General features: G+C 62.8%; 18 protein-coding genes. All 18 read left to right on the top strand.

Features of this window, described 5'->3' with window-relative positions:
• Window position 1 precedes the first annotated feature (1 nt).
• On the top strand, window positions 2-805 hold the full coding sequence (locus tag AB1576_02350) for a copper transporter (GenBank protein MEW6080632.1): 804 nt from the start codon (window positions 2-4) through the stop codon (window positions 803-805).
• Window positions 802-1,479, top strand: a complete 678-nt coding sequence (locus AB1576_02345) for a glycosyltransferase (GenBank protein MEW6080631.1) — start codon at window positions 802-804, stop codon at window positions 1,477-1,479. Before AB1576_02350 ends, AB1576_02345 begins: the two co-directional genes overlap by 4 nt.
• Window positions 1,464-2,315 (top strand): hypothetical protein, encoded by an 852-nt coding sequence (locus tag AB1576_02340; GenBank protein MEW6080630.1) that lies wholly within the window; start codon window positions 1,464-1,466, stop codon window positions 2,313-2,315. Before AB1576_02345 ends, AB1576_02340 begins: the two co-directional genes overlap by 16 nt.
• A gap of 259 nt (window positions 2,316-2,574) precedes the next feature.
• Complete coding sequence (locus AB1576_02335) at window positions 2,575-2,796, top strand: ferredoxin family protein (protein MEW6080629.1); 222 nt, start codon at window positions 2,575-2,577, stop codon at window positions 2,794-2,796.
• Window positions 2,797-2,812: 16 nt separating this feature from the next.
• A complete protein-coding gene (locus AB1576_02330; GenBank protein ID MEW6080628.1) occupies window positions 2,813-3,889 on the top strand; it encodes a 3-methyl-2-oxobutanoate dehydrogenase subunit VorB in 1,077 nt (358 codons plus the stop codon).
• Window positions 3,882-4,631 (top strand): thiamine pyrophosphate-dependent enzyme, encoded by a 750-nt coding sequence (locus AB1576_02325; protein ID MEW6080627.1) that lies wholly within the window; start codon window positions 3,882-3,884, stop codon window positions 4,629-4,631. The genes AB1576_02330 and AB1576_02325 overlap by 8 nt, the downstream gene beginning before the upstream one ends.
• Complete coding sequence (locus tag AB1576_02320; GenBank protein ID MEW6080626.1) at window positions 4,628-5,176, top strand: 2-oxoacid:acceptor oxidoreductase family protein; 549 nt, start codon at window positions 4,628-4,630, stop codon at window positions 5,174-5,176. The genes AB1576_02325 and AB1576_02320 overlap by 4 nt, the downstream gene beginning before the upstream one ends.
• 17 nt (window positions 5,177-5,193) lie before the next feature.
• Window positions 5,194-5,904 (top strand): hypothetical protein, encoded by a 711-nt coding sequence (locus AB1576_02315; protein MEW6080625.1) that lies wholly within the window; start codon window positions 5,194-5,196, stop codon window positions 5,902-5,904.
• 2 nt (window positions 5,905-5,906) lie between these two features.
• Window positions 5,907-6,971 (top strand): DUF3866 family protein, encoded by a 1,065-nt coding sequence (locus AB1576_02310; GenBank protein ID MEW6080624.1) that lies wholly within the window; start codon window positions 5,907-5,909, stop codon window positions 6,969-6,971.
• A 15-nt stretch (window positions 6,972-6,986) separates the two neighbouring features.
• Window positions 6,987-7,508, top strand: a complete 522-nt coding sequence (locus AB1576_02305) for an NUDIX hydrolase (protein MEW6080623.1) — start codon at window positions 6,987-6,989, stop codon at window positions 7,506-7,508.
• Window positions 7,505-8,647 carry an endonuclease Q family protein gene (locus tag AB1576_02300; protein MEW6080622.1) on the top strand — a complete coding sequence of 381 codons (1,143 nt, stop codon included), beginning with the start codon at window positions 7,505-7,507 and terminating at the stop codon, window positions 8,645-8,647. The genes AB1576_02305 and AB1576_02300 overlap by 4 nt, the downstream gene beginning before the upstream one ends.
• A 130-nt stretch (window positions 8,648-8,777) precedes the next feature.
• Window positions 8,778-9,416 (top strand): stage II sporulation protein M, encoded by a 639-nt coding sequence (gene spoIIM, locus AB1576_02295; GenBank protein ID MEW6080621.1) that lies wholly within the window; start codon window positions 8,778-8,780, stop codon window positions 9,414-9,416.
• Between the two features lie 225 nt (window positions 9,417-9,641).
• Window positions 9,642-10,529, top strand: coding sequence for a site-specific tyrosine recombinase XerD (gene xerD / locus AB1576_02290; protein ID MEW6080620.1), 888 nt, complete (start codon window positions 9,642-9,644; stop codon window positions 10,527-10,529).
• Window positions 10,530-10,930: 401 nt separating this feature from the next.
• Complete coding sequence (locus AB1576_02285) at window positions 10,931-11,953, top strand: C45 family peptidase (GenBank protein ID MEW6080619.1); 1,023 nt, start codon at window positions 10,931-10,933, stop codon at window positions 11,951-11,953.
• A 543-nt stretch (window positions 11,954-12,496) separates the two neighbouring features.
• Window positions 12,497-13,678, top strand: coding sequence for a phosphopentomutase (locus tag AB1576_02280; protein MEW6080618.1), 1,182 nt, complete (start codon window positions 12,497-12,499; stop codon window positions 13,676-13,678).
• A complete protein-coding gene (locus AB1576_02275) occupies window positions 13,675-14,970 on the top strand; it encodes a thymidine phosphorylase (GenBank protein MEW6080617.1) in 1,296 nt (431 codons plus the stop codon). The genes AB1576_02280 and AB1576_02275 overlap by 4 nt, the downstream gene beginning before the upstream one ends.
• A gap of 41 nt (window positions 14,971-15,011) precedes the next feature.
• The gene (locus tag AB1576_02270; protein MEW6080616.1) at window positions 15,012-16,154 is read left to right on the top strand and encodes a D-alanyl-D-alanine carboxypeptidase family protein; all 1,143 of its coding nucleotides are present in this window, start codon (window positions 15,012-15,014) and stop codon (window positions 16,152-16,154) included.
• Between the two features lie 109 nt (window positions 16,155-16,263).
• Window positions 16,264-18,405: an acetate--CoA ligase family protein gene (locus AB1576_02265; protein ID MEW6080615.1), complete on the top strand. Its 2,142-nt coding sequence runs from the start codon at window positions 16,264-16,266 to the stop codon at window positions 18,403-18,405.
• The last annotated feature ends 39 nt before the right edge of the window (window positions 18,406-18,444 follow it).

Here is an 18,444-nt window from a genome sequence, read left to right as displayed (position 1 = left end):
CATGTCTGTGGATCCAAGGTTTTATGCCCTGTCACTAACCGCTGTGTTCCTTGCCCTGGGCATCGGGCTTCTCATCGGCACTGCCCTTCCCGGTGGGGAGGGGCTGGACCGGCAGCAGGAACAGATCGTGGAGGAACTGGAGCAGAGCTTCAGGGACCTCCGCTCAACCACACTGGCCCAGTCTAGGGAGATGGACAGGATGTCCAGGGCGCTGGAGGCCCAGGAGGCCCTGGGCCAGGCGGTACTGGAAACACTGGTGTCCGGGGCCCTGGAGGGACAGCGAATCCTCATTCTTGAAGTGGGCCACCGCGCCCCGGAGGCCATATCCCGGGCGCTGCAAGCGGCGGGTGCCAGCGTCTCGGCCCAGGCCGTGCTGGAAGCGGAGAACAGCCTGAACGTGAGGGATCTTGGCGAGCTGGTGGAGTCGCTGGCTAACCCCTCCAGGAGGTGGGCCATGGAACGCCTGTCCAGGGCGGCCAGGCGCCAGGAGGTGTTCCTCAGGGGGCCTCTACTCCCAGCGCACATGGCAGTTGTCTGGGTGTCCGCCCCTCGCTCCGCCAGGAGCGCCCGCTCACTGGAAACCGTGGTCGCAGCCCTCTCCAGGGCCGGGGTGCGGGTGGTGGCCGTGTCCGCTCTCGATAGCAGCGCGCTGCTAGGGGCTGCCCGGGGCGTCTCCACGGTGGACTGTGTCGATATGGCAGTGGGGCAGGCCGCCATGGTATTTGCCCTGGCTGGCTCTGACGGTCACTGGGGACTGGGGGAGGACGCCCTGGGGCCACTCCCGGTACCGGGTGAACCACAGTGAGAGTGAGGGTGATCATTCCCGCCCGCAACGAGGCGGGTACAATAGGGGCCACAGTGAGGGCCGCCAAGGATATCCCGCAGGTAACCGGCGTTGTGGTGGTGGACGATGGCTCATCTGACTCTACCGGCCAGGAGGCACGGCTGGCGGGCGCGGAGGTAAGGAGGGCCCCCAGGCGGCTGGGAAAGGGCGGGGCCCTGAGCCTGGGGTTGCGTGACCTCACAGAGGACGCCGTTCTTCTCATCGATGGTGACCTGGGCACTGAGGCAAGGGGGGCAGGGGCCATCCTGGAGCCGCTGGTGGCGGGGGAGGCTGACATGTGCGTGGGCCAGGTTAGAGGGCTGGGTCCAGGCGGCCTGGGTGTTGCCCGGGGCATCGCCTCCTGGGGCCTCAGGCTGCTCACCGGCAAGACCCTGGCGTTCCCTCTGTCTGGCCAAAGGGCCCTGACAAAGGAGTTGGTGACGGCAGTGACCCCCTTGTCCCGGGGGTTCGGCGTGGAGGTGGGCCTCACAGTGGATGCTATAAGGCGGGGCTTCCGGGTGGTTGAGGTGCCCACGCCCATAAGGCACCGCAACACCGGCAGGGACCTGCCGGGTTTCCGCCACCGGGCAGGCCAGTGCTGGGACATCATCCTAGTGTTCGCCTCCAGGGGGCTTCTCCGGTGGTTCAAGCCTTGAAGGCCTTTGCCATCGGGCTGGTGGTTGGGGCCTTTTTTTCCACGCTCCTCCGGGAGCCTCTCCTTGACGCCCTGAGGAAGCCTGTGGCCATGGCGGAGAACTACCGCGGGGAACGGATACCTGCCCTATCAGGGCTTCTTTTTGTTTTCGCGCTGCTTGCATCCCTGCCCCTCATGGCTGTGCTGGCGGTGGATCCCCTGCCCCTGTTCCAGTTCAGCGGGGCCGTAAGCGCCATGGCCCTGGTGGGCCTAGTCGACGATGTGCTGGGGGGCAAGGGGCCCCGGGGGTGGAGGGGACACCTGGGCGCCCTGGGAGAAGGCCACATTACCTCCGGCATCCTCAAGGCGTTGGCCGGTGGCCTCCTTGGCCTGGGACTGGCCGTTTCAAGGCCATCCAGCCCCGGGTTTTGGGTACTAGATGCCGTGGGTTTCGCCCTTTTCACCAACGCACCTAACCTCCTGGATGTGAGGCCCGGGCGTGCTCTCAAGGGCTTCTTCCTGGCCTACCTCGGATTGCTTGCATGGCAGGGGCCCTGGAGCCTCTCCTTCAGCGCCCCCCTCCTCGGAGGCCTGCTGGTCTACGCCGGGCAAGACCTGCGTGGACGCGTCATGATGGGTGATGTAGGGTCAAATGCCCTGGGGGCCGCCCTGGGCTTCATCTTCGTGATGGGCCCCCCTGCCGGCAAACCCTGGGTGGTGTCATTTCTCCTCCTGTACCACTACCTTGCGGAGCGTCACTCCCTATCCCGCCTCATAGAGGGCCTGCCACTTCTTCGCTGGGCTGATAGCCTGGGAACCAGAGGAAGAAAAGGAATCGATGAAGCCAGTGAAGAATAAACCGGAGAAGGCCGGTGAGGGTTCCCCTCGCGCAGGCCTGTTTTCCGGAACCTGCTTTGGCCCGCCAGAGCCGCCTTCTCGACGGGGAAGAGTCTAGCCAGACCAGACTCCGGTGCAGCCCGGGCTGACAGGCTCAGGCCGTACACGTGCCCCCCGCTAGGGGGCCGAGTTCCTTTGGGGATGCAGGAGCCCAGGTTGGTAGGACTAGAGAACAGGGGCCCTTTTCGCTGGGAATCGGCCCTGAGGGGGTTTGGCGCTTTTGAGTGACAGGCAGGTTGTATTTGATGAAGAGCGCTGCAAGGCATGCGGCCTGTGCGTTGATGTATGTCCCAGGAAGATCATCTATCTCTCGGATCGCCTCAACAGGCAAGGCTATCACCCGGCCACCGTATCTGAACAGGACAAGTGCACGTCGTGCGCGCTGTGTGCCCGGATGTGCCCGGACGTGGCCATCGAGGTCTACAAACCGGGCCGTTCCTGAAAGAGGGGGGAATGTCGTGGCCGATGTTACCCTGGCCGTCGGAAACGAGGCCATCGCCGAGGCTGCCATCAGGGCGGGATGCCGCTACTTCTTTGGCTATCCCATCACACCCCAGAACGAGCTACCTGAGTACATGTCCAAGAGGCTGCCCGAGGTCGGAGGGGTGTTTGTTCAAGCGGAAAGCGAAGTGGCCGCCATTAACATGGTGTTTGGCGCCTCCGCCGCAGGAGGGAGGGTGATGACCTCATCCTCAAGCCCCGGTGTGAGCCTAAAGCAGGAGGGCATTTCCTACATGGTGGGGGCGGAGCTGCCCTGCGTAATCGTCAACATGATGAGGGCAGGCCCCGGGCTCGGAGGGATCCAGCCGGCCCAGTCCGACTACTACCAGGCTACAAGGGGTGGTGGTCACGGGGACTACCGCTGCCTGGTGTATGCGCCTGCCTCGGTCCAGGAGATGGTGGACCTCACGGGCCTTAGCTTCCAGAAGGCGGACGAGTACCGTAACCCCGTGATTATCCTGGGCGATGGTATGCTGGGCCAGATGATGGAGCCGGTGCAGTTCCCTGAGATGGTCCAGGGGCCCTTCCCTGAGAAGCCCTGGGCGACCACGGGCCGCAAGGGCGGCCCGCAGAGGGTCGTCACATCCATCAATCTCCAGCCCGACGAACTGTACCAGCATAATCTCAAGCTACAGGCTAAATACGACGATATGAAGAACAGGGAGACACGCTCGGAGGTCTGGGGCCCCCGCGACGCGGAGATCTATGTGGTGGCCTACGGTACGATGGCCCGCATATGCCAGGCAGCCGTGGGGAGGGCCCGGGAGGAAGGGATCCCCTGCGGTCTGGTGAGGCCCATCACACTGTGGCCCTTCCCTGATAAGATCCTGGAGGGTCTCCCATGTGCCCGGGCGTTCCTGGCGGTGGAGATGAGCATGGGCCAGATGGTAGATGATGTCCGGCTGGCCGTATGTGGGAAGGCCCCTGTTCACTTCTTCGGGAGGGCCGGCGGCGTGGTCCCGAAGCCCGGCGAGATCCTGGAGGAGATCAGGAAGGTCGCCAGGTCGCTGGAAGGGGGCGGGCTGGATGGATAAGGTGTTCTCAAGGCCCCGCTCCATCAAGGACACGCTCATGCACTACTGCCCAGGGTGTACCCACGGGATAGTGCACAGGCTCATCGCAGAGGCCGTTGAGGATATGGGCCTGGAGGATACGACCATCGGCATAGCGCCGGTGGGCTGCGCGGTGTTTGCCTACAACTACCTGGATTTCGACTTCATACAGGCTGCCCACGGCAGGGCGCCAGCGGTCGCCACAGGGGTGAAGCGGGTCCTGCCGGAGCACACGGTCTTCACCTACCAGGGCGACGGGGATCTGGCTGCCATAGGCACGGCGGAGATAGTGCACGCGGCCATGAGGGGCGAGAACATCACCGTGATATTCGTCAACAACGCCATCTATGGCATGACAGGGGGGCAGATGGCTCCCACCACCCTGGTGGGCCAGAGGAGCACCACCTGCCAGAAGGGACGAGAGGCTAAGGTGTCAGGATACCCTATAAGGGTGTCCGAAATGCTCTCCCAGCTGGATGGCGCGTGCTACATAGAGAGGGTTGCCTGCGACACCCCAGCCCACGTAAGAGCCGCCGGCAAGGCCATCCGCAAGGCCTTCAGCGCCCAGGTGGAGGAGCGGGGCTTTTCTATGGTGGAGGTGGTCGCCACCTGCTCCACCAACTGGGGCATGAACCCGCAGGAGGCCCTGGTGTGGCTCAAGGAGAACATGCTCCCCGCCTACCCCTTGGGGGTTTACAAGTCTTGGAAGGATGCTGGCTCATGACGCACGAGGTACTCATAGCGGGCTTTGGCGGCCAGGGTATCATGGCCATGGGCACCCTCCTGGCCTATGCGGGGATGCTGGAGGAAAAGAACGTATCATGGTTGCCCTCTTACGGGCCTGAGATGAGGGGAGGCACGGCCTACTGCATGGTGGTAATCTCCGGCGAGCCCGTTACAAGCCCACTGGTGACAGAGCCCACTGCAGTCATAGTGATGAACAACCCCTCCCTTGAGAAGTTCGAGTCGTGGGTGAGGCCGGGGGGCCTCCTGGTGCTAAACACGTCCCTGGTAGACCTGGCGCCCGAGAGAAGCGATATCAGGATCATACGGGTTCCCTGCAACGAAATAGCGGAGGGCCTGGGTTCAGGGAAGGTCGCCAACATGGTGGCGCTGGGGGCTTACATTAGGGCCGATTCCCCGGTGAAGACAGCCTCTGTACTGCAATCGCTTAGGATGGCTCTTCCGGAGCGACACCATAGGATGATACCCATGAACGAAAAGGCACTGGTCATGGTTGCCGAGCAGGCTGAGCCCAGTCTCACCTAAGGAGGAGGAGAGGGTCCATGCAGGAAGGGACCAAGAGTGTCGTAACCGTAGATGAGATAGAGAACCTCCTGGTCCAATTGCCCGGTGTCATAAGCGCCAGGATCGTGGTGAATGACTGGGGAGCGGTGGAGGAAGTACACATCCTGGCCAGCGATGCGAGGAGCCCAAAACAGGTCGTCAGGGACGTTGAGAGTTCCATGGCGGCCAAGTGGGGCCTCTACGTGGACCATAAGAAGATCAGCGTCGCCCAGATCGCGGGCACTGGTGGACACCTTGCCCCTTTTAGACTGAAGCTCATTAATGTTGAGATGTCGGCGGATACTGTGAGCGGGAGGATTAAGGCCAGCGTCACTCTGGGGCGCACGGACCAGGAGGGGGTTGTGTGCCGCGGCGAGTGCGAGGGACCGTGCGCCAAGAACTTCGTCCACCGTGTGTTCGGAGAGGCAACCATTGATGCCTTGAACCGAGCGGTGGACCCGGGGAATGGTATCACCCTGGAGAGCGTGGAGGTGCTGAACACCGGGAGCCGCCATGTGGCCCTCTCAGTTGTGGTTCTTGTCTCCCAGCGGGGGCACGAAGAAGTCCTGGTTGGTGCCGTACCGGTACGCGCCGACGCATCCGAGGCTGTGGTGAAGTCAGTGCTGGACGCGGTGAACCGGAGGATATCCAAGCTGGTGTTAAAGGGCCGGCGGGTGGCAGGGGCGCTAGGAGGGGAAAGTTCCCAGTGATCATGTGGCGACCCGGAAGGGTGGCCCGGGTACTCCGTGAACAGGATGACATCGAGGAACTAGAGGTACAGGTGGACGGCAAGAGCGAGAGGGCCCTCAACTACCCGGTGCTCACCGGCCGGGCCCTCCCAGGGGACACGGTAGTCCTGAACACAACCGCTGCCAGGCTTGGCCTGGGCACTGGGGGCTACCACTTCGTCCACTGGATCCAGGGCAGGACCCCCGAGGCCCGGATCCCTGGACACGTTATGAAGATGAGGTACACTCCCCTCCAGGTAGCGTGCCTTGCCGTGGAGAGCCCAGAAAGCCCTTTCCACGGCTTTCTGCTTGATGAGGATGACCTCGGGGGTATGCCCGTTGTGGCCGCCAGCCTCCACAGTCAGGTAGGCCCTGCTGCGGCCGGCATAAAGGCCAGAAGCCCGCACCTGCGGGTGGCCTACATCATGACCGACGGTGGCGCGCTGCCCATGGCCTTCAGCGACAACGTACGGGCCCTGAGGCATGCAGGTCTCCTGGACGTCACCATCACGGCAGGCCACGCCTTCGGCGGCCAGATGGAGGCCGTCAATCTTCACAGTGCGCTCCTGGCAGCGAAGATGGCAGCACGGGTGGATGTGGCTATAGTCTCCATAGGTCCCGGCGTGGTGGGAACGGGCACGCCCCTGGGCACCACTGCCCTGCAGCAGGGCGAGGCACTGAACGCTGCCGTTGCCCTGGGGGGGAGGCCCATCGCCGTGCCCAGGGTGGGTTTTTCCGATCCCAGGCCCCGGCACCAGGGACTCAGCCATCACACACTGACAGTCCTTGGCAGGGTGTTCCTGGGACATTGCATTGTGGCGCTGCCCCTGGAGGCCAGGGGCACCCCAATTCCCGCGGCACTCTGGCGGGGGGGGATCACGTCCAAGCACAGGATCATACTGGATGACGGCCAGGCCGCCGTGAGGCTCCTTGAGGAACTTGGGGTGCCGAGCACCTCCATGGGCAGGGACCCCAGTGCAGAACCCCTTTTGTTCCTCGCGGCGGGAGCCGCCGGTAGGCTCGCTGCGCGGCTGGCAAGGAAGGAGTGACCCATCTTGAGCACTGTGGAGAGGCTCCTGGAGGGCCATGAGGTGTTCCGCGGGCGCATGCTGGCGTTGCGCGTGGACACAGTGACCACGCCATCCGGCCTGACCGCCACCCGGGAGGTGGTGGATCACCCGGGGGCTGTGGCGGTGGTTGCCCAGGAACCCGGGGGGTGCCTAGTACTTGTAGGGCAATACCGCTACGCTGTGGGAGAGGAACTCCTAGAGATCCCCGCGGGGAAGATCGACCCCGGGGAAGACCCGGAGTGCACAGCCAGGAGGGAACTGGAGGAGGAGACGGGCTACAAGGCGGGGACCATCAGGAAGGTGTTGTCCTTCTACACCAGCCCGGGCTTCTCCAACGAGGTCATTCACCTCTACTTCGCCCAGGACCTAGCTAGGGGATGCGCCAGCCCTGGCTCCGATGAGGAGGTGGTGGTGCACCTCCTCAGCCCCGAGAGAGCCCTGGAGATGGTAGCCTGCGGCGAGATCCGGGATGCCAAGACCGTGACGGGCATCCTCCTCTGGGCAAGGCTGCCATGAGGTGCCTGGCTGACCTCCATGTCCACCTAGGACGAGCCGGCAGCGGCCCGGTAAAGGTCACCGCTTCTGGGGACCTCACACTAAGGAGGGTCCTCGAGTCCTGCCACAGTCCAAAGGGCCTGGAGATGGTGGGAATCGTGGATATGGCCTGCCCGGGGCCCCTTCTTGAAATGGAGGCTCTCATTGACGGAGGGGAGCTCCAGGGGCTGCAGGAGGGAGGCTTTCGCTTCCGTGATGCGGTTACGCTGATCCCTGGGGCTGAGGTAGAGGTCCTCTTCCATGCGCACCCTGTCCACGCCCTCGTCTACGTTCCTGACCTGGAGAGCCTCAAGGGCCTTGGCCGGTGGTATGCCTCTCATGCCCGGAACCCGTCCCTAGGCGTCCAGCGGGTGGGGGATGGCGACGCGTTCCTCCGGGAGGCATCGCCCCTGGGAGTCATAGTCCAGGCCCACGCCTTTACCCCCTTCAGGGGTTACTACGCGGCTGAGGGCCGCCTGGGGGACCGGCTCAGGTTCATTACTGGCCTGGAACTAGGCCTCAGCGCCGACACCCAGATGGTAGGGGGCATTGAAGAGCTCCAGGGTGTGACATTCCTCTCCAATTCCGATGCCCACTCCCTGAGGGCCCTTGGGAGGGAACACAACCTGTTAGAAGTCCGAACAGCGAGCTTCTGCGAGCTGGCAAAGGCCCTGAGGCAGGAGGGTGGGCGCGCTGTCATAGCCAACTTCGGTCTTGACCCGCGCCTGGGGAAGTATCACCGCTCGCACTGCCATGGCTGCGATACCACTTTCCTGGAACCCCCGCCGGTGCTTGCCTGTCCCCGGTGCGGGCGGCACGCACTGGTTCAAGGGGTGCTCGACAGGGTCACGGCAATAGCAGGCAAGCCCCAGGGAGCCGCGGGATCCCGGCCCCCCTACCATCACCTCATACCCCCTTACATGGTGCCCGGCGTGGGTCCCAGAACCCTAGAACGCCTCGTCAATCTCTTCGGCAGTGAGATGGCAATCGTGCACAAAGCCACCAGGCAGGAAATCCTCCAGGCCCTGGGTGAACCCCTGGCCTCGGGACTGTGGAGCGCCCTCAGGGGCCAGCGCGAGGTGACGCCGGGGGGCGGGGGGGTCTACGGCCAGGTGCGATAACCCCGGGCTTCCGTAACCTACCCGCCGTTTCGCCTGTGCCAGATTGCCTCCTTTCCCTGGGAGTACGGTCATAACGGTCCTTCCCGTGCCATACCATCTACCAGAGGTCCGAGGGGGGGTTGGCTGGACTATGGCGTGGGGGCTATCCAGGGAGGAGCAGTGGGATATACAGTTGGGGGAGGGGGTAATCCTCACCTTGGGGATTGTTACCCTCCTAGTCATGGGGGTGGTGGCTGGCGCCCTGGCTGTGAATCACCTTGAGGCGGGACAGCGTCAGGAGCTCTACGCCCTGGTTGACAACTTCGTCTACGGCATGGCCCACGAACCCTGGAAGCTCAACCCCTCCGGCATCCTGTCCAAGTCCCTGGCGGGAAGCCTCAAGACTGCGGGTGCCCTGTGGCTCCTAGGCCTCACAGTGGTGGGCATTCCCGTGGTTTGCCTCATCACCTTGGTTCGCGGGTTCCTGTTGGGGTTCACCGTGGGTTTCCTGGCCTTCGAGATGGGGTGGAAGGGTGTTGTGCTCTCCTTGGCCTCTGTGTTCCCCCAGAACCTGCTGGCAGTGCCCGCCCTGCTGGTGCTAGCCATTTCCTCAGTCTCCTTCTCCCTGTACCTGGTGAGACGTCGCTCCAGCAGGATCCCGCTGGCTAAGGAGTTCACCCGTTACAGCATGATCGCCCTGGCCTGCTGCGTGGCCCTGGTGGTCTCGTGCGTAATAGAGGCCTACCTGGTGCCCCCCCTGATGACCTGGGTTTCCCGGCTGCTGTCCTGAGTGAGCTGCTGCCCCTGGGTTCTAAATCGCCTTTTGTCCACATAGGCATACTACTGGCGCGGCCTTGAGCAAATAGCCCCCATGTGGTGGACATTAGCAATTCGGGAAGGATTTTCCGTTATTATGTTGAATAGGCGAGAATACGTTGGACAATACTGGTAGTAGGGGTTTTGGGAGGATCATTCCCCTCGTTCTCATTCTTTTTCCGTAAAGGAGATGCCCGGAGTGCAGAACCTCATACTGGAATTCATTGATTACCTGGGCAAAGAGAAGGGCTTGGCCGATAATACACTGGAATCCTACTCCCGCGACCTGCGCCAGTACTCCTCCTTCCTGGAGAACGACGGAGGCGGGTCACTTAAGGATGCCGAGCGGGCTACAATCATATCATACTTGCTTCACCTCAAGAAGCAGGGGAAGGCCGCGGCCACCATCGCCCGGCGCCTGGCTGCGCTGAAGTCCTTCTACCAGTTTCTCCTGGAGCAGGAGTATGTTAAGGCCGACCCCACTTCCAACCTGGAATCACCCAAGCTGGAGAAGAGACTGCCCAAGGTACTTACGGTGAAGGAGGTGGAGACCCTCCTGAAACAGCCGAACTCCGCCACCCCCGCCGGCTTGAGGGACAAGGCCATGCTGGAGCTCCTCTACGCTACGGGGATCAGGGTTTCCGAGCTCATCTCCCTTGACCTTGGGGACGTCAACCTTGACATGAGTTTTGTGCGTTGTACAGGAAAGGGCGCTCGCGAGCGCATAGTCCCCTTGGGATCCATAGCCCAGAGGAATGCCCGCGAGTATCTCGAACGCGGCAGGCCCAGGCTCCTGAAGCAGCCCGACCAGCCCGCGCTCTTCGTGAACCATCACGGGCGCCGGCTCACCCGCCAGGGCTTCTGGAAGATAGTCAAGAAGTATGCGGATGTCGCGAAGATCAAGAAGCACATTACCCCTCACACCCTCCGGCATTCCTTCGCCACCCACCTCCTTGAGAACGGCGCCGACCTGAGGTCGGTCCAGGAGATGCTGGGGCACGCAGATATCTCTACGACCCAGGTGTATACCCATGTCACCAAGGGAAGACTGAAAGAGGTCTACGCCAGGACTCACCCCCGGGCGTAATCGTAATAATCATCACTTGGGCGTTAGACCCGAGCGGCACCTGATGCCGCTCTGTTCTTGCGCCCGGCATGGGCGAGTACTAGCGGGTGAAAGTCCCGTGAGGAGGGTGACTCCGCACACCCTCTAGCCGAAGGCAAGGGTGTCCGTCGGGTCCACGCCGGGCTGCGCCACTTGGTGGTGTCCAGCAAACGCCGGCATGGGGGAGGGAAACGCCTGCCAACCGGAGAAAGCCTGAAGGGGCCTTCACTGAGCGAGGACCCAAGCGGGCTGTATGAGCCGAATGCGCGACCCTCCGGACCATGAACCCTCTTGGGAGTGTCTCTGGAACGGCTGCCTGTTTTGCGGGCTCTAGCAAATTGGCTGCCTGACGGCATCAGGGAGGCCTCAAGGAGGCTAGTGCGGTGGATCTGGTAGTCGCTAAAGGCAATCACTTCGACATGGGTCTTGCTATCGGCCGGGCGGCCCGGGAGAAGATATCCAGGGCGGTGGACTACTATCGCCTGGTGCTGGTGGAGGAGGGGCTACCAGAGGGATGGGTCATTCCAGCGAGCTATCTTGAGGCCGCCGGAGAGGACTTCCCTGGCTACGTTGAGGAGATTATGGGGATGGCTCGCGGGTCGGGGCAGGATTTCGAGACTCTATTCCTCCTGAATTCCTTGGAGGAGGCCCTTACCGTACCGGCGCCCAGTGCCTGCACCAGCCTTGGCTTTCTCCGAGAAGGCGAGGCCTACTTAGGTCACAACGAGGACTGGTACCGGGAGGATTCTCATCATGCCATCCTCATCCACGGGCGGCCCAAGGGCAAGCCGGAGTTCGTCAGCGTGACAGCGGCCCCCTTCCTCCCGGCCGTTGGGATGAACGAATGCGGCGTTGCCCAGGGAATTAATAGTGTGTCCTGCCGGGATAGACGACCGGGCGTTCCAATTATGTTCTCTTCCCGGGCGGTGCTGGAGGCCGAGAACATAGACGAGGCAATAGCCAGAGCGCTACCGCCTCGGAGGGCGGGCGGCTATAACCACCTGTTGGTCTCAGCCGAGGGCAGGCTGGGCAACCTCGAGACGTCCGCTTGTCAACACCACTTTGCCCCGGAGGACCGGAGTACCTTCCACACTAACCACTATGTCTCACCGGCAATGGCCCCCTTGGAGCGGGGTCCCTCCAGGTCATCGCTTTCGAGGTATTCCCGGTGCAGAGAGCTCAGGGAGACTCTTGAAATGAATGAGAACCCAGTAAAGGCCATTACGGAGGTCCTGCGGGACCACGGGGAATACCCCTACTCCATCTGCAGGCATCCGCAGGGAGAGGGAATAACAGTGAGGGCCACTATCTTCTCGCTAGTCTTTGACGTCCGCTGCTTCCATGTGTGGGTAACGGAGGGGAATCCCTGTTTAGGCGATTTCCAGCTCTACACAGGTCTTGGCTAACCCGTTCTCGGGACTGGGTGAAGCCCAGAACCGGTTGCATTATAGCGTATCGCATCTGGCACCCGCCTGTAAAGAGGTGGGAGCAGGGCATTGAAGGCCCTAGGGGCATTGGAGGCGTGGACGGACACTGGAGCCATACAGGTGTGGGCCCTCTGCTTCCATGTGCGATATATCCCCCACGAGCCTGGTCTTGACCCCAGCCTCCCCAATGTGGGGAGTCCTTAGGCAAACCACGGGCCAGGCTAGGGCTTCGGGCCAAGACGGCACCGGGATGCCGTCATCACAATGCGCTAGGTGCCCAGCCACGAGGGGCTCCTAGGGTGCCTGCCGGTAGTCACAACGGCACTGTTGCGGTAAGCAGGATGGAAGAGGCGCACTGATCGTTCTCTCTGCCTTGCCATCCCCGCCCCGGCCCTTTGCATCCAGCACTGGGAAGTTCGAGGTAGAGCGATGCTCTCAAGGCTTGCCGCATATTGGGCCTCCCCCTGTAATGGGGCATGAGAACACACATAGCAGGAGCCTGGTCAGGAGGAGCAGCTGAGGATGAAGGTTCGCCGGGTAATCATGGTTGTTCTGGACAGCGCCGGTGTGGGGGAGATGCCCGACGCTGCCTCCTACGGTGATTCCGGTGCGAATACCCTGGGGAATCTCGCCCTGCGTGTGGGAAGCCTTGACCTTCCCAACCTGGCAGCTATGGGACTGGGCAGGGTCCTTTCGCTCCCTGGTGTGTCACCGGAGGCCTTCAGGTCCCCAGGGGGCTGGGGCAGGTGTGCCGTGGCCTCGCCCGGCAAGGACACCATTACCGGGCACTGGGAGATGATGGGGATCATACTGGAGAGGCCATTCCCCACCTATCCCCAGGGGTTTCCCCTAGAGGTGATGGAGACCTTTGCCAGAACAGCCGGGAAGCCAGCCTTGGGAAACAAGGTAGCCTCGGGCACTGAGATCATACAGGAACTGGGGGACCTTCACGTGCTTACGGGCCGCCTCATCGTCTATACCTCCGCCGACAGCGTGTTCCAGGTAGCCGCGCACGAGTCCGTCTTACCCCCGGAGGCCCTGTGGGGACTGTGCCGGGCCATGCGGGATGCCCTCACTGGTCCTCATGCTGTGGGAAGGGTCATAGCCCGGCCCTTTACAGGGACAAGCGGCAACTACCGCAGAACCGTGAGGCGCAAGGACTTTCCCGCGGCGCCCCCTCACGAGACGGTCCTGGATCGCCTGGTGGATTCTGGTATTGCTGTGACAGGCATTGGCAAGATCGGGGACCTCTTTGCCATGCGGGGCATCTCCAGGAGTGTACCCACCCGGTCAAACCTCGAGGGCATCCGGGCATTGGAGGACTTCGCCCAGAACGGGCTGGGGTTCTGTTTTGCCAACCTCATCGATTTTGACATGCTCTATGGACACAGGAACGATGTCGAAGGCTACTGGGGGGCCCTCCGTGAGTTTGACCAGGGGCTGGAGCGCCTCCTCAAGGCATTAAGGCCCGGAGACTACCTGGCAGTCACTGCTGACCACGGGTGCGACCCCACCTTTCCCGGGACCGACCATACCAGGGAGTACGTCCCCATCCTGGCCAGGGGGGGCAAGAGGGAGGCAGACCTCGGGACCAGAGCCACCCTGGCGGACCTCGGAGCCTTTGCCTGCCAGGCCTTGGGGGTTCCCTGGGAGGGGCCAGGCCAGGGCTTTCTGGGGGATCTGGAGGGGGAGGGGGACACTTGAGAGCCGTTGACATAATAGCGAAGAAGCGGGATGGGCTGGAGCTTGGGCCAGGGGAGATAGCCTTTGTTGTGGAGGGCATAACCTCTGGCATCATTCCCGACTGCCAGGCAGCCGCCTTCCTTATGGCCACGTACCTCAGGGGGTTGAACCTGGAGGAGACCCTGGAGCTCACCTTACGGATGGCCACATCGGGGGGGCCGCTCCCCCAAGGGATGCCCTTCTTCCTGGACAAACACAGCACAGGGGGTGTGGGGGACAAGGCCACCCTGGTGGTGGGTGCCTTGGTTGCCGCCTGCGGAGTCCCGGTGGGCAAGATGTCTGGCAGGGGGCTGGGCCATACCGGGGGCACCATAGACAAGCTGGAGTCCATACCCGGTTTCAGGCCGGGCATGGACCGGCAGGGGTTCCTCAGGATCCTTGACCGGGTGGGCTTTGCTATCCTGGCCCAGAGCCAGGATATGGCCCCCGCTGACGGGCGGATGTACGCGCTCCGGGATGTTACAGCCACCGTGGACAGCATCCCGCTGATAGTCTCCTCAGTGGTATCCAAGAAGCTTGCCACTGGAGCAGCCGGGGTGGTATTTGACATCAAGGCAGGGGATGGAGCCTTCGCCAGGGATTTAGAGGGTGCTTTTTCCCTGGCCAGGACCATGGTGGAGGTTTCCACCAGGACTGGTCTCCGCTCCAGCGCGGTTGTCAGCGGTATGGAGCAGCCCCTGGGCAGGGCCGTGGGTAATGCCTTGGAGGTCAAGGAGGCCTTGGAATGCCTGGCAGGCCGGGGGCCCCAGGACCTGGAGGCCGTCTGCCTGGACCTGGGCGTGAGGATGCTGGGGCTGGCCGGGTGGGAACCCACCAAGGCACGGGGCTCCCTGGAGGATGCACTCTACAATGGCCAGGGCCTGGACAGGTTCCGGCAGATGGTACACGCCCAGGGGGGGACCCTGGGAACGGGAGAGACAGGGTCTTATCTCCCCAGGGCGGGGGCGGTGGTGGAGATGAAGAGCCCTGTCTCCGGGTTTGTCAAGTCAATAGGCGCCCGGGCGGTGGGAGAAGCCGCCATGCTCCTTGGCGCGGGGCGCACCCAGAAGGACCAGCCCGTGGACCCCGCTGTAGGGGTGGTCCTGTTGAGGAAGATAGGGGACAGGGTAGGCGAGGGAGAAGGGCTTTGCCTAGTACACCACAGGCAGGGGCACGGCCTTGCTGAGGCCCTGGCCCGGCTTGGCGATGCCTTTGCGTTTTCGGAGGAGACAGTAGACCCACCGCCGCTCCTCTTGGGCTGTGTCCCCGCATAATACCCCTCGGCCCCCGGGCAAGATAGCCGGGGGTGATTCCTTTGGCGAAGATCGCTATCGCTGTGATGCTCCTTGTGGCCCTGACTCTGCCTGTCAACGCCGGGCCGGGGCTCCCCGAGGGCATGGAACTTGATTCCCCCTCCGCAGTGCTAATGGATGCCGGGAGCGGGCAGTTCCTTGTCGCCCACAACCCCGATGAGCCCCGGGCGCCGGCAAGCCTCACCAAGATCATGACCCTGGCCCTGGCATTTGAGGCCATCAAAGAGGGCAGGGCCTCCCTGGATGACATGGTGGTGGTGAGCCCCGGGGCTGCCTCCTATGGCGGCACGACCATCTTCCTCGAGGTAGGAGAGCGGATTCCCCTCAGGGACCTCCTCCTGGGGATCGCCGTGGCATCAGGCAATGATGCCAGCGTGGCCGTGGCGGAATACCTGGGGGGCAGTGAGGAGGCCTTTGTCCACATGCTGAATGAGAAGGCCCGGGCGCTGGACATGGAGAACACCCTGTTCAGAAATCCCCACGGCCTAGACGAAGAGGGCCACTACACCACGGCAAGGGACACGGCAATACTCTGCCGCTACGCCACGACCTTTCCGGGGCTCCTGGAGATGACCCGCATCTATGAGGAATACCTGCGAGACGGTGCCACGTGGCTGGTAAACCGGAACCGCCTGGTAATCTTCTACGACGGGGCCGATGGCCTGAAGACAGGCCATACATCCCTAGCCAAGTACTGCCTGGCCGCCACGGCCAAGCGGGATAACCTGCGTCTTGTCAGTGTGGTACTGGGGGCGGACACCTCGGACATGCGCTTCCAGGATACCCGGACCCTGCTCAACTACGGCTTCGCTCACTTCCAGGCCCACCCCGTGGCAAGCGAGGGTGATGCCATACGCAGGGTCAAGGTGTGGCTGGGTGTCTCAGAAGAGGTGGATGCCCTGGCCGGAGAGGATCTCGCCCTCACCCTCCCCAAGGGGAGGGACGTCACCATTGAACAGCGGGTGGAGGTGCCTGGCTCAGTCCTGGCCCCTCTGAAGAGGGGTGAGCCCTTGGGTGAGCTTGTCATCAGCGTGGAGGGGCAGGATGAGGCCCGGGTAACACTGGTGGCAGCCGAGGATGTGCCCAGGGTCACACTGTTTCCCCTGGCGTGGAGGTACCTGCAGGGGCTCTGGGCGTTTCCGTAAGCAGACTTCCATACAGCAAAACTTGGTTGCTCCAGAAGGAACACCGGGCCTTGGCAAAGAATACATTGCCCTTGGCTCGGTCATTCTTTGCTGGGGAAGGGGATCGAATGTGAAAGTCAAGCCTGCCTTGGAGTGTTTCTTCAACCCAGAGGGCTGCGCTGTGGTGGGCGCATCCCGTGACCCGTCCAAACCCGGCCACCAGGTACTGAAGGCCATGATGCAGGCAGGCTACCGGGGGAGCCTGTTTGCGGTAAACCCTGGAGAGCGGGAGATCATGGGACTTGAGTGCTACCCGGACATCAGTTCCATTCCAGGCCCAGTTGAGCTGGCAGTCATGTGTGCTCCCTTGCGCGTGCTGGATTCCTTCGTGGTAGACATGCAGCAGAGGGCCAGGACACGGGGGGACCTGGGAGGTGTGGTTTGCACCACCGCGGGGTTTGCCGAGGAGGGCACCCTCGAAGGTGTCGCCCGTCAGGAGGCATTGGCAAGGGCATGCCGGGAGGTCTCAGTGAGGCTGATGGGCCCGAACTGCATCGGGGTGATAGACACCCTTAATGGTGTGGATACTACTTTCCTCCTGGGTACGGACTACCAGCAGGGCGGCATAAGCGTAATAAGCCAGAGCGGGGCTATAGGTGCCTGGCTGGTGCAATCATGGTCCACCCACGCCGCGCCGGTGGGTTTTAGCAAGTTCGTGAGCCTAGGGAACACCGCCGACGTTGATGTGAGAGAGGTCCTGGAGTACCTCAAGGAGGATGAGAGCACCCGGGTAATAGGGATGTACCTCGAGGGCGTCAGGGACGGGAGGGGCCTGGTGGAAACCATGGGCAAGGTGGCCAGGGAGAAAACCGTACTTGTCTTGAAGACTGGGCGCACGCTCCAGGGGGTAGAGGCGGCGCGATCCCATACCGGCGCCATGGCAGGGCAGGACAGGATCTGGGACAGTGCCTTCCGGCAGCACGGTGTGGTAAGGGTTCAGACCGTGGAGGATCTCCTGGACAGCCTGAGGGCCTTCGACCGCCTGCCTGACCCACCCAATGACCGTGTGTTCGTTCTAACTCATGCTGGGGGGCCTGGTGTCTACTCAGTGGACTTCTTCTCTTCCTGGGAGGGGATGGGAATGGCCACGGTCTCCCCTGACACCAAGGATGCCCTCAGGTCCATGCTCCCACCCATCGCCGCTGTGTGCAGGCCGGAGGGGCATACCGACATGACCGCCTCCGCCACAGCCAGGCAGTTTGGCCAGGCCGTGAATCTCCTCATGGCGGATGAGGGTGTGGGCGGCACCGTCTTCCTCTACTTCCCCACAGCTCACATGGGAGCTGAGGAGGTGGTCAACTTCATCCTCCGCGAGATGGAACTGCCCTTGAAGAAACCGTTCCTCCCTACCCTCATGGTGGGCAAGTGGGTGCGTGAGGGCAGGAGGATCCTGGAGGAGAGCGGGATACCCACATTCAATAACCCAGAGCGGGCAGGCAAAACCTTCTTGAACATGTGCAGGCGGGTGGCGACCCGTTCGGGCGCCATGAGGGAAAGGCCCCCCACCGCCCCGGTCCCAGGGGCCGCCCAGGCGGTGATAGACTCGGCCCGGTGCGCCGGCAGGCGTGCCCTCACCGAGCCTGAGTCCGCCAGGTTACTAGAATCCTACGGGGTTCCAGTGGCGCCCTGGGGAGTGGCCAAGACGGCCGAGGAGGCCCTGGCCGTGGCAAGACGGGTAGGTTATCCAGTGGCAGTGAAAGTGGTATCCCCCGGCATACCTCACAAGAGCGACGCTGGCTGTGTCCGGTTGAACATCGCCGGTGACGAGGACCTGTCTGAAGCCGTGGGCCAGGTGCTGGAGGCTGGCTCCCGGGTGCCCGGCGCCAGCATCCACGGTGTTCTGGTACAGTCAATGGTCAAAGGGGTTGCAGAGGTTATCCTAGGCGGCATCAGGGAGGTCGTGTTCGGCCCGGTTGTCATGGTAGGCCTTGGAGGGCTCCTGGCGGAGATCTGGAACGATGCCTCCTTCCGGCTGGCCCCGTTGCTGCCTGAGGAGGCTCAGGAGATGGTGGAAGAGGTGAAATCAATGGCGGTGTTGAACGGGCTCAGGGGCATGACACCGGGCGACAAGACCGCGCTGTTCCACGCTGTGCAGGCTGTGTCCCAGGCTGCGGCGTGCCCGGGGATTCTCGAGATAGACGTGAACCCCCTGGTGGTGCTGGAAGAGGGTAAGGGCGTCCTGGCTGTGGATGCCCTGGTAACGTTGGAATAACATGGGACGGCAGGAATTACCTGGAGGGCGTCGAACCCC

It is taken from the genome of Bacillota bacterium (assembly GCA_040754315.1).
Taxonomy (GTDB): domain Bacteria; phylum Bacillota; class Sulfobacillia; order DUSP01; family JBFMCS01; genus JBFMCS01.
This window is presented reverse-complemented; position numbering and strand designations above follow the sequence as displayed.